Origin of the sequence: Kitasatospora sp. NPDC004745, from assembly GCF_042873275.1 — a bacterium.
Taxonomy (GTDB): domain Bacteria; phylum Actinomycetota; class Actinomycetes; order Streptomycetales; family Streptomycetaceae; genus Kitasatospora.
Genome location: NZ_JBIALK010000036.1, coordinates 14,135 through 27,896, shown reverse-complemented (window position 1 = coordinate 27,896; position 13,762 = coordinate 14,135). Strand labels below are relative to the sequence as shown.

Annotated in this window: 14 protein-coding genes; 6 read left to right on the top strand and 8 right to left on the bottom strand. The window is 74.9% G+C overall.

The window, feature by feature from the left end:
* Positions 1–48: 48 nt before the first annotated feature.
* Positions 49–570 carry a DUF2000 family protein gene (locus tag ACFYUY_RS36220; protein ID WP_387907290.1) on the top strand — a complete coding sequence of 174 codons (522 nt, stop codon included), beginning with the start codon at positions 49–51 and terminating at the stop codon, positions 568–570.
* 103 nt (positions 571–673) lie between these two features.
* Here the strand turns inward: ACFYUY_RS36220 and def are convergent, their stop codons facing one another.
* The 8 genes from def to ACFYUY_RS36180 all read right to left on the bottom strand — a co-directional run bounded on the left by def (position 674) and on the right by ACFYUY_RS36180 (position 8,983).
* Positions 674–1,315: a peptide deformylase gene (def, locus tag ACFYUY_RS36215; protein ID WP_360204344.1), complete on the bottom strand. Its 642-nt coding sequence runs from the start codon at positions 1,313–1,315 to the stop codon at positions 674–676.
* A gap of 65 nt (positions 1,316–1,380) precedes the next feature.
* Positions 1,381–2,373 (bottom strand): hypothetical protein, encoded by a 993-nt coding sequence (locus tag ACFYUY_RS36210; RefSeq protein ID WP_360204342.1) that lies wholly within the window; start codon positions 2,371–2,373, stop codon positions 1,381–1,383.
* 488 nt (positions 2,374–2,861) lie between these two features.
* On the bottom strand, positions 2,862–4,232 hold the full coding sequence (locus ACFYUY_RS36205) for an HD-GYP domain-containing protein (protein ID WP_387907286.1): 1,371 nt from the start codon (positions 4,230–4,232) through the stop codon (positions 2,862–2,864).
* On the bottom strand, positions 4,229–5,665 hold the full coding sequence (locus ACFYUY_RS36200; protein WP_360204337.1) for an HD-GYP domain-containing protein: 1,437 nt from the start codon (positions 5,663–5,665) through the stop codon (positions 4,229–4,231). Before ACFYUY_RS36200 ends, ACFYUY_RS36205 begins: the two co-directional genes overlap by 4 nt.
* Positions 5,666–6,019: 354 nt before the next feature.
* Positions 6,020–6,427, bottom strand: coding sequence for a mycothiol system anti-sigma-R factor (rsrA, locus tag ACFYUY_RS36195; RefSeq protein WP_360204334.1), 408 nt, complete (start codon positions 6,425–6,427; stop codon positions 6,020–6,022).
* A complete protein-coding gene (locus tag ACFYUY_RS36190) occupies positions 6,424–7,167 on the bottom strand; it encodes a sigma-70 family RNA polymerase sigma factor (RefSeq protein WP_360204332.1) in 744 nt (247 codons plus the stop codon). The genes rsrA and ACFYUY_RS36190 overlap by 4 nt, the downstream gene beginning before the upstream one ends.
* Positions 7,168–7,499: 332 nt before the next feature.
* On the bottom strand, positions 7,500–8,210 hold the full coding sequence (locus ACFYUY_RS36185; protein ID WP_360204329.1) for an alpha/beta family hydrolase: 711 nt from the start codon (positions 8,208–8,210) through the stop codon (positions 7,500–7,502).
* A gap of 20 nt (positions 8,211–8,230) precedes the next feature.
* Positions 8,231–8,983, bottom strand: coding sequence for an SOS response-associated peptidase (locus tag ACFYUY_RS36180; protein ID WP_360204326.1), 753 nt, complete (start codon positions 8,981–8,983; stop codon positions 8,231–8,233).
* 137 nt (positions 8,984–9,120) lie between these two features.
* On the opposite strand from ACFYUY_RS36180, the gene ACFYUY_RS36175 reads away from it, so the two are divergent.
* The 5 genes from ACFYUY_RS36175 (at position 9,121) to hisN (ending at position 13,690) form a co-directional block, all read left to right on the top strand.
* Positions 9,121–9,849 (top strand): M50 family metallopeptidase, encoded by a 729-nt coding sequence (locus ACFYUY_RS36175; RefSeq protein ID WP_360204323.1) that lies wholly within the window; start codon positions 9,121–9,123, stop codon positions 9,847–9,849.
* Positions 9,850–9,939: 90 nt separating this feature from the next.
* Positions 9,940–11,271: a 3-phosphoshikimate 1-carboxyvinyltransferase gene (gene aroA, locus ACFYUY_RS36170; protein WP_360204321.1), complete on the top strand. Its 1,332-nt coding sequence runs from the start codon at positions 9,940–9,942 to the stop codon at positions 11,269–11,271.
* 15 nt (positions 11,272–11,286) lie between these two features.
* Positions 11,287–12,342 carry a ribosome small subunit-dependent GTPase A gene (rsgA, locus tag ACFYUY_RS36165; RefSeq protein ID WP_360204318.1) on the top strand — a complete coding sequence of 352 codons (1,056 nt, stop codon included), beginning with the start codon at positions 11,287–11,289 and terminating at the stop codon, positions 12,340–12,342.
* Positions 12,343–12,471: 129 nt separating this feature from the next.
* Positions 12,472–12,795 carry a multidrug efflux SMR transporter gene (locus tag ACFYUY_RS36160; protein WP_360204315.1) on the top strand — a complete coding sequence of 108 codons (324 nt, stop codon included), beginning with the start codon at positions 12,472–12,474 and terminating at the stop codon, positions 12,793–12,795.
* A 97-nt stretch (positions 12,796–12,892) separates the two neighbouring features.
* Complete coding sequence (hisN, locus tag ACFYUY_RS36155) at positions 12,893–13,690, top strand: histidinol-phosphatase (RefSeq protein ID WP_360204312.1); 798 nt, start codon at positions 12,893–12,895, stop codon at positions 13,688–13,690.
* Positions 13,691–13,762 lie beyond the last annotated feature (72 nt).

Genomic DNA, 13,762 nt, shown 5'->3' with positions numbered 1-13,762 from the left:
CAAAGAACGTACAAGACGGCGGGGGCGGGCGCCCCGCAGTCTCGACGCATGAGAACGATCGATGAGACCGGCGCCCGCACGGAACCCGGGGCCGGGGCCGACACAGGGACCGACACAAGGGCCGGCACCGGGACCGACGCGGGGACCGCGGGCGCGCCCGTGCGCTTCGACACGAAGATCGCCGTCCTGCTGCGCGAGGACCTGGAGCCCTGGCAGCGGCTGAACGTCACCGCCTTCCTGGTCAGCGGCCTCGGCACGGTCCGCCCCGAGCTGGTCGGGGAGCCGTACGCGGACGCCGACGGCACCGCGTACCTGCCGATGTTCCGCCAGCCCGTCCTGGTGTTCCAGGGGACGAAGGAGGTGCTGACGGCCGCGCACGGCCGCGCGCTCGGCCGGTCGCTGCCGACGGCCGTCTTCACCTCGGCCCTGTTCGCCACGGGCAACGACCGGGACAACCGGGCGGCGGTGCGGGCGGTGCCCGGGGATCTGCTCGATCTGGTGGGGCTGGCCGTCCACGGGCCGCGCAACGCGGTGGACAAGGTCCTCAAGGGGGCCCGGATGCACCACTGAACGACAACCGCGCCCGAACCGGCGCCCGCCCCGAACGGGGGGACGCACCGCTGCCCCGTACGGAACTCCCGTACGGGGCAGCGGTGTTCGACGCGGGCGGCGACTACGCGTTCGGCACGGTCGCGTAGCGCGGGGTGCCCTCGGCCATCTGCCGCAGGGCGTCCTTGCGGTCGCGCTTGGAGAGCTTGTCGATGTAGAGGAACCCGAAGAGGTGGTCCGTCTCGTGCTGCAGGCAGCGGGCGAAGAAGCCGGTGCCCTCGACGCGGATCGGGTTGCCGTCCTTGTCGACGCCGGTCACCGCGGCGAAGTCCGGGCGGGCCAGCTCGGCGTAGGCGGTCGGGACGGACAGGCAGCCCTCGTTGCCGTCGTCCAGGACGCGCTTGCGGTCCGCCGGGTACTCCTCCAGCTTCGGGTTGATGACGTGGCCGATGTGGCGCACGCCCTCGTCGTCGGGGCAGTCGTAGACGAAGACCTTGAGGTCGACGCCGATCTGGTTGGCCGCCAGGCCGACGCCCTCGGCCGCGTACATCGACTGGAACATGTCGTCGATCAGCGCGGAGAGCTCGCCGTCGAACGCGGTGACGTCCTTGACCTCGCGGTGCAGGACCGGGTTGCCCACGACGGTGATCGGACGCGCGGTGCCCTTGGAGAGGTCCGGCTCCTCACCGACCACCTTCACCGGCTGGGCCGCGTCCCCTGCGGGCTCGTGGTCGTGGTCGTGCTGGTGGTCGTGCTGCTCCGCCATCGCTACTTTTCCGCTTCCGCTTCCGAGAATGGGCCAGGTATACCGCTCAAGGGTAAGCGGCCCGCTCAGCAGACTTCCTCCAGATCCCGGTACGCCCGTGCAGCGGGCGCGGCCGCGACCCAGCGGTCGAGGAGCGAGCGGACCAGCAGTGCGGGTGCGGCGATCCCGCACTCCCGCTCGACCAGCCAGGACATCCCGGCCGCGCCGCCCTGGCTGAGGTGGCTCAGGTGCCCGGGGTGCGCGGCGTCGCCGTCGTCGTGCGGGTCGTGGTGGGCGGTGTGGCCGTCGTCGGCGGCCATCCGGCTCTCCGAACAGGCCCGGCAGAGCAGCCGCACCGAGGACGTCCAGTCCTCGGCCGCGTAGCCGGCGTCCGCGACCAGGCGTTCCAGGGCGTCCCGGTCCCCGGCCGTGGCGGCCTGCAGCAGCACCACGTAGGTCGGCACCGGGGAGGGCGCCCACAGCTCGATCTCGTCGAACACCGGGTAGGCGACGCCGTCGGTGACCCGCTCCCCGTGCGGGGCGCCGTCGTGGAGCACCACCTCGCCCCAGCGGCGGCCGGAGGAGGGCAGCGGGATGGACAGCACCTCGATCCGGGCCGGGTCGAGCCGGCGGCCCCACACCACCTCGGACTCGCCGTCCGGGGAGAGCCGCACCGGCGTGGTGCCGAGGTCCAGGCTGACCGGGCCGTCGGGCTGCCCGCCGGGGCCGCCGGGCAGCTTCAGCCCGTAGGCCTGCCAGGCGCGGCGGGCGAGCGGCCAGTCCTGCAGGGCGGTCGCGGTGATGCCGAGGTTCCACCAGTCGGGGGCGCCGTGCTCGCGGTCGAGCAGGGCGACGGCGCGCAGGCCGGCCGAGCGGGCCTGCTCCCAGTCGCGGCGGAACTTGTGCAGCAGGGCGAGGTTGAACCAGGAGTCGGACAGCCAGGGCTCCAGGTCGGCGGCCATCACCAGCAGCGCGCCGGCGTCCTCGTAGCGGCCGTCGCCGATCAGCGTGAAGGCACGGTCGGTCGTCTGCCGCCAGGTGGCGGACGGCCGGTGCCGTGCCCGGTGGAAGATCCTCACGTTCGTCCCTGCCGTCGTCGTCCGCTCGAGTCCCGTACCACCGCGCCCACCCCAACTCCTCGGGGCCGGACGCTTCGCGGGGTTCGGGCCCGGTGTCCCGGGTCGGTGTTCCACGCTACGACCGCATCCAACCACGCCCGCCCCCGCCCGCGCTCCCCACCGCTGAGGTTGGGCGCCCGCCCTACCCAGCCTGCCCGCCCGGCCGCCCGGCCTCAACCCCGGCGGGTGGTCGCGCGCCCGCGCCTGGGCCGCGTCTCCAGTCCGCCTCGGGCCGGACCCGACCCGGGCCCGCCGGGTGCGGGCCCCCACCGGCGCCCGTACGGACGCCGGGTACCCCCGTCGACCTCGGTGAACCCCCGGCCGGGCCGGCGGTCACCCCTGCTGCCCGGGACGGGCGGGGCAGCGGTCACCCCTGCTGCCCGGGACGGCCGGGCCGGCGGCTGCCCGAGTCCTCGGACCTCGGCCCCGCGGCGCGCTCCCGGGGCCCCTCACCCCCGGGTCTGCCCGCCCACCCGGGCCAGCGCGTCCACCACCCGGGCGTCGTACACCCGGCCGCGGCCCAGCCGCAGCACCTCCAGGGCCTCCAGCCGCCCCACCGCCTCGCCCACCCCGCGGCCGCGGGCGGCCGTCAGCAGGTCGTCGTGGGCGTTGGCCACCCGGATGATCCGGGCGGCCAGCGGCACCGAGCCGTCCGCGCCGGCCGGGCCGAGCACCGGATCGGCCAGCCGGGCGACCTGCTCGGCGACCTGCCGGGGCACCCCGGTGCGGCGGATCACCTCGCTGCCCAGCCGGGCGATCCGCTGCTGCTCGGCGCAGGACAGCAGGGCGGTGGCGCCGTCCGGCACCGGTTCGACCAACGAGAGCTGGCCGACGTCGTGCATCAGGGCCGCGTACTCCAGCAGGGCGAGTTCCCGGGTCCCGAGTCCGAGCTCGCGCCCCAGCGCGCACGCCGTGTCCGCGACCCGGCGCGCGTGCCCGTGCGGGGTGTAGCCGGCCACCTCGGTGGCCCTGGCCAGGCTGGCGATGGTCTGCCCCGTGGTGGCCCGCACGGCCGCGGCGCGCCGGAAGGACACCTGGGCGAGCAGCAGCGGGGTGCAGAACAGCGGCAGCGCCCAGAGCCCGACCTCGCCGGCCGCGAGGCTGACCAGCATCCCGGTGGCGACGATGGCCGAGCCGATGCCGAACAGCGAGCGGAGCTCGTCCTCCAGCGCCGCCGGGAACCGCAGCCCGGTGTCCGGGCCGGCCGCCGAGCGGCGCAGCAGGGCGGCCAGGGTCGCGTCGCAGAGGGCGGCCAGGGCGGCGACGGCGGTCAGGAAGGCCCCGTACGCCGGGCCCTCGGGCGAGAAGCGGTCCACCAGGCCGCCGTTGTAGAGCGGCTGGAAGACGGCGGCCGCGAAGCCGACGCCGAGCAGCCGGCGGGCCGCGCTGTCCCGGCGGGCCGGGTCGGCCCAGGGCGGGCGCCGGTGCGGCCGGTCCGGCCGGGCCCGGTGGATCAGGCCGGCCCCGTCGCCGCCCCTGCAGTGCGCCTTGAGCCAGGGCAGGGCGAGCCCGGGCAACCAGGCGAGCAGCAGGCCGACCCCGGTCACCGCGACCACCTGGAGCGTGCCGTGCGCGGTGGGCACCCCGCGCAGCGGGCCGAGCAGCGCGTACGCCAGTGCGCCGGCCGCGCCGATGGGTGCCTGCTCGCGGTCCCCCGGAAGGGTGATCCGGACGCACTCGCCGAGTGCGATGAGCGTGGTGAACGCCAGCGCGACCCGCGGCTCGGCCACCCCTCGCAGCGCGACCGCGGCCCACGCGAGGAACAGCAGCGCGGCCGCCGCCGCGTGCACGGCGCGGGCCTGCCGGCCGGCCGCCGTCACGGCTGCCCGGCCGTGGGGACGCTCCCGCCCTGGGCGGGCACCCGGCGCGGCGCGGCCCGGACCGGTTCGGGCACCCCGAGCGGGATGTCCGGGACGGCCCGGATGCTGCCGTCGGGCGGCGGCAGCACCGGCTGCCAGTCGTGCACGACCAGCGCGTCGATCAGCGCCCGCACCATCGCCGGGTCGAACTGGCTGCCCGAGCAGCGCTGCAGCTCCGCGACCGCCTCGGTGACGGGCCGGCCACGCCGGTAGGAACGGGTGGAGGTCATCGAGTCGAAGGCGTCGGCGACGGAGATGATCCGGGCGAACTCGGGGATCTGCTCGCCGCTGAGCCCGCTGGGGTAGCCGCGGCCGTCCATCCGCTCGTGGTGGTGCAGGATCCCGGCGTGCGCCTCGCCGAGGAAGGCGATGCCGCGCACCAGCTCGAACCCGTACACCGGGTGGATCTCGACGGCCCGCCGCTCGGCCTCGCTGAGGGGACCGTTTCTGCGCAGCAGCTCGGTGGCCACGCCCAGTTTGCCGACGTCGTGCAGGATCCCGGCGAAGCGCAGGGTGCGCAGCCGTTCGGCCTCCATGCCGAGCTGGGTGGCGATCAGCACCGAGGCCCGGCCGACCCGTTCGCTGTGCCCGCGGGTGTACGCGTCCTTGATCTCCACGGCCTGCACCAGCGACTGCACGGTGGCCTGGTGGGCGTCCCGCTCACGCTGGCCCTGGGCGAACACCCAGGCCGAGATCGACAGCGGCAGCAGCGCCAGCAGCGCCGCGAACGCCCCGTAAGGGCCCTGCCAGAGCACCGTCACCATCAGGCCGCCGGCGGCGTGCACCAGCACCGGCAGTCCGCAGACCGCGACGGCCCCGCGCAGCAGCACCACCGGCCGGCGGTCCTCGGTGAGCATCAGCATGGCGCCCACCAGCACCCCGTTGACCAGGCAGAACGTGGCGACGGCGGCGAAGCCGGGCAGCAGTGCGGCGGGGAACCGGGAGCCCAGCAGCAGTTGTGGTCCGCGCAGCAGCTGGAAGGCGGCCGAGGAGGCGAAGGCGCACAGGGCGAGCTGGGAGCCGTTCCACAGCTGACGGGCCCGGCAGGTGCGCCGGGTGGGGCCGCCGAGCAGCGCGGCGGGCACCGCGACCAGGGCCGCGGCGGCCGGCGGGAGCATCAGCACACCGGCGAACAGCACCGGGAAGAAGGCGTTGACGCCGGGCCGGTTGGGCGCCCGTTCGGACGGCGGCGGGCGGCGCAGCAGAAGGCGGGTCAGCCGCAGGCAGGGCGTCGGCAGGCCCTGGGCCAGCGACTCCCAGCACCCGTGCAGGAGGGCCAGCAGCCCGACCTTGGGCCAGTCGACCGGCGCTCCGAGCCAGCGCGGCACCCCGGGGACGGCCTCGGCGGGCAGCAGCGGCAGCAGGCAGCAGAGCGCCGCCACCGGAACGGCCACCAGGTAGCGCGTCGCTCCCTGCGGCAGGGCCGCGCCTCCACTGTCGGTAGCGATCTCGACCTCCCCCGCCGTCCGGGCCCGCGTTGCCTCAGCACGCCGGGCGGACCGGCGGTGAGCGTCCGTCAGGAGGATAGGCCGCCGTCCGGGCGCGGGGACGCATGATCGCGCAATGGCGCAGCTGGCACACCGTCAACTCACTCGAACGAGTGAGGGCGCATGCGAGCACGACGGGAGCGGCCCCGGGAGCGCACGCTCCCGGGGCCGCTGAACTCCGTGTCCTGACCACCGGGCCCGTCCTCGCCGACGGGCCCGGTGGTTGCTCCGGTCGGCCGTCCGGCCGCGCGGAGGCGCCGGCTACTCCGCCGGAGCACCCGCCTCGACGGGGGCGCCCGGCCGCGCGGACGGCGCCTGGCCGCCCTGGCCGGGGGTCGGGGCCGGTCGGGCGGCCTCGACGTGGATCTCGACCGCGGTCTCGACGGCGACCACCACCTGCTCACCCGAGCGCTGGCCGGCCCGGATCGAGTCGATCCTGGCGAGCACCTTGCTGCGCAGGTCGGCCGGGGTGTCGTCGCAGCCGCAGGAACGCTTGATCAGCGCCTTGATCGCCTGCTCCAGCCCGTACTGCTTCAGGCACGGCGAGCACTCCTCGAAGTGCTCCCGCAGCTTGGCGCAGTCCCCCTCGGCCATCTCGTTGTCGAGGAATTCGTAGAGGTGGTCGAGGACCTCGCCACACTCCGTGTCGTGCGGATCGCCGCAGCTCATGAGCCCGAGCCCTTCGCTTCCTGCCCTGCCCCGCTGCCGGCCGGGACGAGCCCGCGCTCACGGGCGTAGTCCTCCAGCATGCCGCGCAGCTGACGGCGGCCGCGGTGCAGCCGGGACATCACCGTACCGATGGGAGTACCCATGATGTCCGCGATCTCCTTGTACGCAAAGCCCTCTACGTCCGCGAGATAGACGGCGATCCGGAACTCCTCCGGGATGGCCTGGAGCGCGTCCTTCACGTCGCTGTCGGGGAGGTGGTCGAGCGCCTGGGTCTCGGCCGAGCGCAGACCGGTCGACATGTGCGACTCGGCGCGGGCCAGCTGCCAGTCCTCGATCTCCTCCGCCGCGGTGCGCTGGGGCTCCCGCTGCTTCTTGCGGTACGAGTTGATGAACGTGTTGGTGAGGATGCGGTACAGCCAGGCCTTGAGGTTCGTGCCCTCGCGGAACTGGTGGAAGGACGCGTACGCCTTGGCGAACGCCTCCTGGAGCAGGTCCTCCGCGTCCGCGGGGTTGCGCGTCATGCGCAGCGCCGCGGAGTACATCGGGTCCAGGTAGCCCAGGGCGTCGCGCTCGAAGCGCTCCCGCCGGGCCTCCTCGCTCTCCTCCGCGGACACCCGGAAGGTGTCCTCACCGATCGCCTCGGCCAGCTCCTCACCGGTGAGCGCCTCGCCCACGGGCTGGCCCTCCTCCGGGCCCCGGCCCGGCTCGGCCTCGTGCTCGGTCCCGACGACCGGACCCACCTCCTCGGCATGGCGGGCACGACCCCCGGCGGGCCGCCCCGAAATGGAGGATATCGGGCTGACGGGCTTCTCGCCCGCGACAATCCAGTCGGACCAGGCGGGGGCGAACGCCGCAGCGGCCTCGCGCTCCTCTGGCCGCTCGGGGCACGCGATCGAACCCATCTGCCCTGCCTCTCACCGGGAATCGTGCTGACGAGGGTGTCAACCACCCGGACGGCGCCCGCATTCCCGCCGCGGCCGCCTCATCACTCGCACGGGCGATCGGCCGGAAACCCCTGGTCACCGCCGCCCGGTCGGCTCCGGCCGCCCGGCCGCCCCCGGTGCCCCCTGCCTCAGAGCAGCGCCAGCACCCAGTCCCCGACCGCCCGGCAGATCAGCTCCAGCACCTCGTCCTGCCCGACCGGCGCCCGCTTCGGCACCTCGAAGCCGTGGCTGCCGTACGGCACCGCCACCAGCTCGTGCCCCGCCGGCAGCTCCGGGAACTCCACCGGACCACCGAACGGGTCCGCCGCGCTCTGCACCACCAGCGTGGGCAGCCCCGACTCCAGCAGCTCCTCCGCCCGGCTCTTCTCCGGCCGGCCCGGCGGGTGCAGCGGGAACGCCAGCGCCACCACCCCCACCGCCCCGGTGGCCGCGCCCGTCCGGCAGGCCACCCGCGCCCCGGCGCTGCGCCCCCCGACCACCAGCGGCAGGCCCTGACCTGCCAGCCGCTCGGCGACCGGCGTCCAGCCGAGGTCCAGCGTGCGCGGCGCCGGGCCGAGCCGCTTCCCGGCCACCCGCCAGGGCTGCTCGACCAGCGCCACGGTGATCCCGCGCGGCGGCAGCGCCTCGGCCAGCGCGACCAGGTCCCGGGCCTCGACCCCGCCGCCCGCGCCGTGCCCGAGCGCCAGCAGCGCCCGCGGCGCGGCGGCCCGGTGGTAGCGGATCCGGGCGTCGCCGGCCCCGGTCGCGACCAGCTCGGTCGGGACGGATCCGGTGGGAACGGGTTCGGTGGGGTCGGTCCCGGTGGGAACGGGTTCGGTGGGGGCGGGTTCGCGGGTCATCCTCGGGCACTCCAGCCGGTTCAGAACAGGGTGGTCTCGTACTCGGCCTCGGCCCACGGCTCCTTGAGCTCCGGGCCGTTGTTGCGGATGCTGCCGACCGCCGGGGAGACCGGCGTGGCCAGCAGCTCGCCGGGCGGCGGGGGTATCAGCAGCCGCTGCAGCGCGTCCGGGTCGGTCAGCCCCGGGTCCAGCCACTCGCCGTGGGACGCCGGGTCGAGGAAGAGCGGCATCCGCTCGTGGATCGGCGCCAGCGACTCCTCGGCGTCGGTGGTGACGATGGTGAAGGTCACCAGCCAGGCCGCCGGGTGGTCCGGCGGCACCGTCCGGTCGCGCCAGAACTCGTACAGCCCGGCCAGCGCCAGCGGGGTGCCGTCCGCCCGGGAGACGAAGTACGGCTTCTTGCGCGCCTTGCCGCGCTCGCCCGGCACCGTCTGCCACTCGTAGTAGCCGTCCACCGGCACGATGCACCGGCGGGAGGCGAAGGCCTGCCGGTACGAGGGCTTCTCGTGCACCGTGTCCGAACGGGCGTTGATCATCTTCACCGCCGTCTCGGCCGACCTCGACCACTGCGGCACCAGCCCCCAGCGCAGCACCCGCAGCTGCCGCACCGGCCGCTCCCGGCCCTTCGGCACCCGCTCCAGGACCACGAAGGCGCTGTTCGTCGGCGCCACGTTCCAGTTGGCCGCCAGCGTCTCCGCCGGGTCCCACTGCTCGACGCCGAAGATCTCGACGACGTCCTCGGGCTTGCTGCTGGCTGCGAAGCGACCGCACATGCCGGTCAGCTTGCCATGCCCGGCACGCTCACCACTTCCTCATCCCACGGACAGAACCACCCGCTCCCGCCCGACCGTCCCCGCATGGGAGGCTGCCCCGAACGGCCCAACGCAGCGAACGGAGGCGGAGAAGAACGATGAGCCCTCACCCGACCGACCGGAACCTCGGCGAACTGTGGGACCAGGTCACCGGCACCCAGCCCGGCCCGCCCGGCTGGCTGGTCCTCGCCACGGCCGGCGCCGCCCTGCTCGCCGTCCTCGCCCGCCCGCTCTGGCACGTCACCCGCAACGCCGTGACCATCGCCCACGAGGGCGGCCACGGCCTCGCCGCCCTGCTCACCGGCCGCCGGCTGGCCGGCATCCGGCTGCACTCCGACACCTCCGGCCTCACCCTCTCCTACGGCCGCCCCACCGGCCCCGGCATGATCCTCACCGCCGCCGCCGGCTACACCGCCCCCGCCCTGCTCGGCCTCGGCTGCGCCGCCCTGCTCTCCGCCGGGCGGACCACCCTGCTGCTCTGGCTGGCCGTCGTCCTGCTGCTCGCCCTGCTGGTGCGCATCCGCAACGCCTTCGGCCTGTTCACCGTGCTGGTCGCCGGCGGCGCCTTCTTCCTGGTGTCCTGGTTCGGCAGCGCCGAGGTGCAGGCCGGCTTCGCCTACCTCGGCTGCTGGTTCCTGCTGTTCGGCGCCGTCCGCCCGGTCCTCGAACTCCAGCACCAGCGCCGCACCGGCTGGGCCCGCGACTCCGACGCCGACCAGCTCGCCCGCCTCACCCACGTCCCCGGGCTGGCGTGGATCACCGTCTTCCTGCTCACCGCCCTCGCCAGCCTCGCCCTCGGCGCCAGCTGGCTGCTGGCTCCGCTGTAGCCGCGGACGGGGCCCGGACGCGCCCGGCGGCGGCTCTCAGCATCCGGCCGTCACGGGGGCCGTTCCGGTACGGCCCCTAAACTGGCCCCCATGACCGAGACCCTGTGGCCCGCCCCCGTCGCGACCACCCCCGTTGACGCCACCGTCACCATCCCCGGCTCCAAGTCGGTCACCAACCGAGCCCTGGTGCTGGCGGCGCTCGCCGACGAGCCCGGCTGGGTGCGCCGCCCGCTGCGCAGCCGCGACTCCCAGCTGATGGCCGACGGCCTGCGGGCCCTCGGCGTCGGCATCGAGGAGCGGGTCAACAACGACTCCGGCGGCACCGGCGGCGGCGAGGCCTGGCGGGTCATCCCGACCCCGGCGCTGCGCGGCCCCGCCTCGATCGACGTCGGCAACGCCGGCACCGTGATGCGCTTCCTGCCCCCGCTCGCCGTCCTCGCCGACGGCCCGGTGCACTTCGACGGCGACCCGCGCAGCTACGAGCGCCCCCAGCACGGCGTGATCAACGCCCTGCGCGCGCTCGGCGCCCGGATCGACGACGGCGGCCGCGGCGCCTTCCCGCTCACCGTGCACGGCACCGGCGCGCTGGACGGCGGCCCGGTCGAGCTGGACGCCTCCTCGTCCTCGCAGTTCGTCTCGGCCCTGCTGCTGTCCGGCGCCCGCTACAACCAGGGCGTCGAGGTCCGGCACGTCGGCGGCCCGGTGCCGTCGCTGCCGCACATCCGGATGACCGTCGAGATGCTGCGCCTGGCCGGCGTGCAGGTCGACGCCCCCGAGGACGGCGGTGAGAAGGACGTCTGGCGGGTCACCCCCGGCGCCCTGATCGGCCGCGACCTGGTGGTCGAGCCGGACCTCTCCAACGCCGCGCCGTTCTTCGCCGCCGCCCTGGTCACCGGCGGCCGCGTCACCGTGCGCGACTGGCCGAAGCACACCACCCAGCCCGGCGACCAGCTGCGCGAGATCTACACCCGGATGGGTGGCGCCTGCGAGTTCACCGACGAGGGCCTGCAGTTCACCGGAACCGGCCGGATCCACGGCATCGAGGCGGACCTGCACGACGTCGGCGAGCTCACCCCGGTGATCGCCGCCGTCGCCGCGCTGGCCGACTCCGAGTCGCACCTCTACGGCATCGCCCACCTGCGGCTGCACGAGACGGACCGGCTGGCCGCCCTGGCCAAGGAGATCAACGACCTCGGCGGCGACGTCACCGAGACCGAGGACGGCCTGCGGATCCGCCCCCGCGCACTGCACGGCGGGATCTTCCACACCTACGAGGACCACCGCCTGGCCACCGCCGCCGCGGTGGTCGGCCTCGCCGTGCCCGGCGTCGAGGTGGAGAACGTGGCCACCACCGCCAAGACCCTGCCCGACTTCCCGCGGATGTGGGCGGAACTGCTCGGCGAAGCGGTGGCGGACGCCTGATCGGAGACTGAGCACATGCGCCGCTACGGCAAGGACGCCGACGAGGACGACATCCGCAACCGCCCCGCACGCCGCGGTTCCCGGCCGCGGACCCGGATCCGGCCCAAGCACGACGACGCCGCCGAGGCGATGGTGCTGACCGTCGACCGCGGCCGGCTGACCTGCCTGGTCGACCCGGGCACCAAGCAGGAGCGCGAGGTCGTCGCCATGAAGGCCCGCGAGCTGGGCCGCAAGGGCGTCGTCGTCGGCGACGTCGTCAACCTGGTCGGCGACCTCTCCGGGGACGCCGACACGCTCGCCCGGATCGTCCGGGTCGAGGACCGCAGTTCCGTCCTGCGGCGCACCGCGGACGACGACGACCCGTACGAGCGGATCGTCGTCGCCAACGCCGGGCAGCTGGCCATCGTCACCGCGCTCGCCGACCCGGAGCCGCGGCCCCGGCTGATCGACCGCTGCCTGGTGGCCGCCTACGACGCGGGCATGGACCCGCTGCTGGTGCTCACCAAGTCCGACCTGGCCCCGGCCGAGCCGCTGCTGGAGGCCTACGCGCCGCTCGGCATCGACTACGTGGTCACCCGCCGGGACGAGCTGGGGACCACCGGCGCCGAGGCCGTCCGCGAGCACCTGCGCGGGCGTTCCACGGTGTTCATCGGGCACTCCGGCGTCGGCAAGACCACCCTGGTCAACGCCCTCGTCCCGGACCGCCAGCGGCAGACCGGCCACGTCAACGCCGTCACCGGCCGCGGCCGGCACACCACCACCTCGGCCCTGGCCCTGCGGCTGCCCCCGCCGCCCGGCGCCAAGCCCGGGTCCCGGAAGGCGCTGGACCCGGGCTGGGTGATCGACACCCCGGGGTTCCGGTCCTTCGGCCTCTCGCACATCGCCCCGTCCCGGGTCATCCACGCGTTCCCCGACCTGGAGCCCGGCACCGTCGAGTGCCCCCGCGCCTGCAGCCACGACGAGCCGGACTGCGCGCTCGACGCCTGGGTCGCCGACGGCCACGCCGAGGGCGCCCGGCTCTACTCGCTGCGCCGGCTGCTCTCCAGCAAGGAGGCCCGCGAGGGCGACTGACCCGGCCGGCGGCCCCGCCGCCCCCGGGTTTCCCCACCGTTCGAGGTGTCGGACCGCGCCAGCCTGGTGATCATAGGAAAGTCGGGCCACAGCGCGGTCCGACCCGTCGATCGACAGGGAGGGCACGCGATGGCATGGGCCCTGGTGATCCTGGCCGGCCTGCTGGAGACCGGCTTCGCGATCAACCTCAAGCTCAGCGAGGGATTCACCAAGCTCTGGCCCACCATCAGCTTCTGCGTGTTCGCCCTGAGCAGCTTCGGCCTGCTCACCCTCTCCCTGAAGAGCCTGCCGGTCGGACCCGCCTACGCCGTGTGGACCGGCATCGGCGCGGCCGGCACCGCCGTCTACGGCATGGTCTTCCTGGACGAGACCACCTCGGTGCTGAAGCTGGTCTCGATCTCCCTGGTGATCGCCGGCGTCATCGGCCTCCAGCTCAGCGGCACCGCGCACTGAGGTCCGCGGGACACGCCCCGACGGGCCCGTGGACCGCCCCGTCCCGCTCCGCGAGCCCGGCTGTGCCGATCCCGGCGGGCTCGCTAGGGTTTCGGACATGGCCGACTACCACGACGATCTCCGACTCGCCCACGTCCTCGCCGACTCGGCCGACTCGGTCACCCTGGAGCGCTTCCGCGCCCTCGACCTCACCGTCGAGACCAAGCCGGACCTCACCCCCGTCAGCGACGCCGACAAGGCCGCCGAGGAACTCGTCCGCGGCGTGCTGCAGCGCGCCCGCCCGCGCGACGCGGTGCTCGGCGAGGAGTTCGGCCTGCAGGGCTCCGGCCCCCGCCGCTGGGTGATCGACCCGATCGACGGCACCAAGAACTACATCCGCGGCGTCCCGGTCTGGGCCACCCTGATCGCCCTGCTGGAGGACGGCCCGGACGGCGTCGAGCGCCCGGTCGTCGGCATCGTGTCCGCCCCCGCGCTGCAGCGCCGCTGGTGGGCGGCCAAGGACCTCGGCGCCTTCGCCGGCCGCAGCCTGACCAAGGCCTCCCGGATCCACGTCTCCGGCGTCTCCCGGATCGAGGACGCCTCCTTCTCCTACTCCTCGCTCACCGGCTGGGAGGAGCGCGGACGCCTCGACCCCTTCCTGGACCTCACCCGCGCCTGCTGGCGCACCCGCGCCTACGGCGACTTCTGGTCCTACATGATGGTGGCCGAGGGGGCGGTCGACATCGCCGCCGAGCCCGAGCTCTCGCTCTGGGACATGGCCGCCAACTGCATCATCGTCGAGGAGGCCGGCGGCCGCTTCACCGGTCTGGACGGCGTCCCCGGCCCCGGCGGCGCGGACGCCGTCGCCAGCAACGGCATCCTCCACGACGAGACCCTGCGCCGCCTGAGCGTCTGACCCCGGCCGCCCCGGGCCCCGTTCTCCGGCGAGCGGGCGGCCCCGGAACTGGTGCGGGCCCCGTGACCAGTC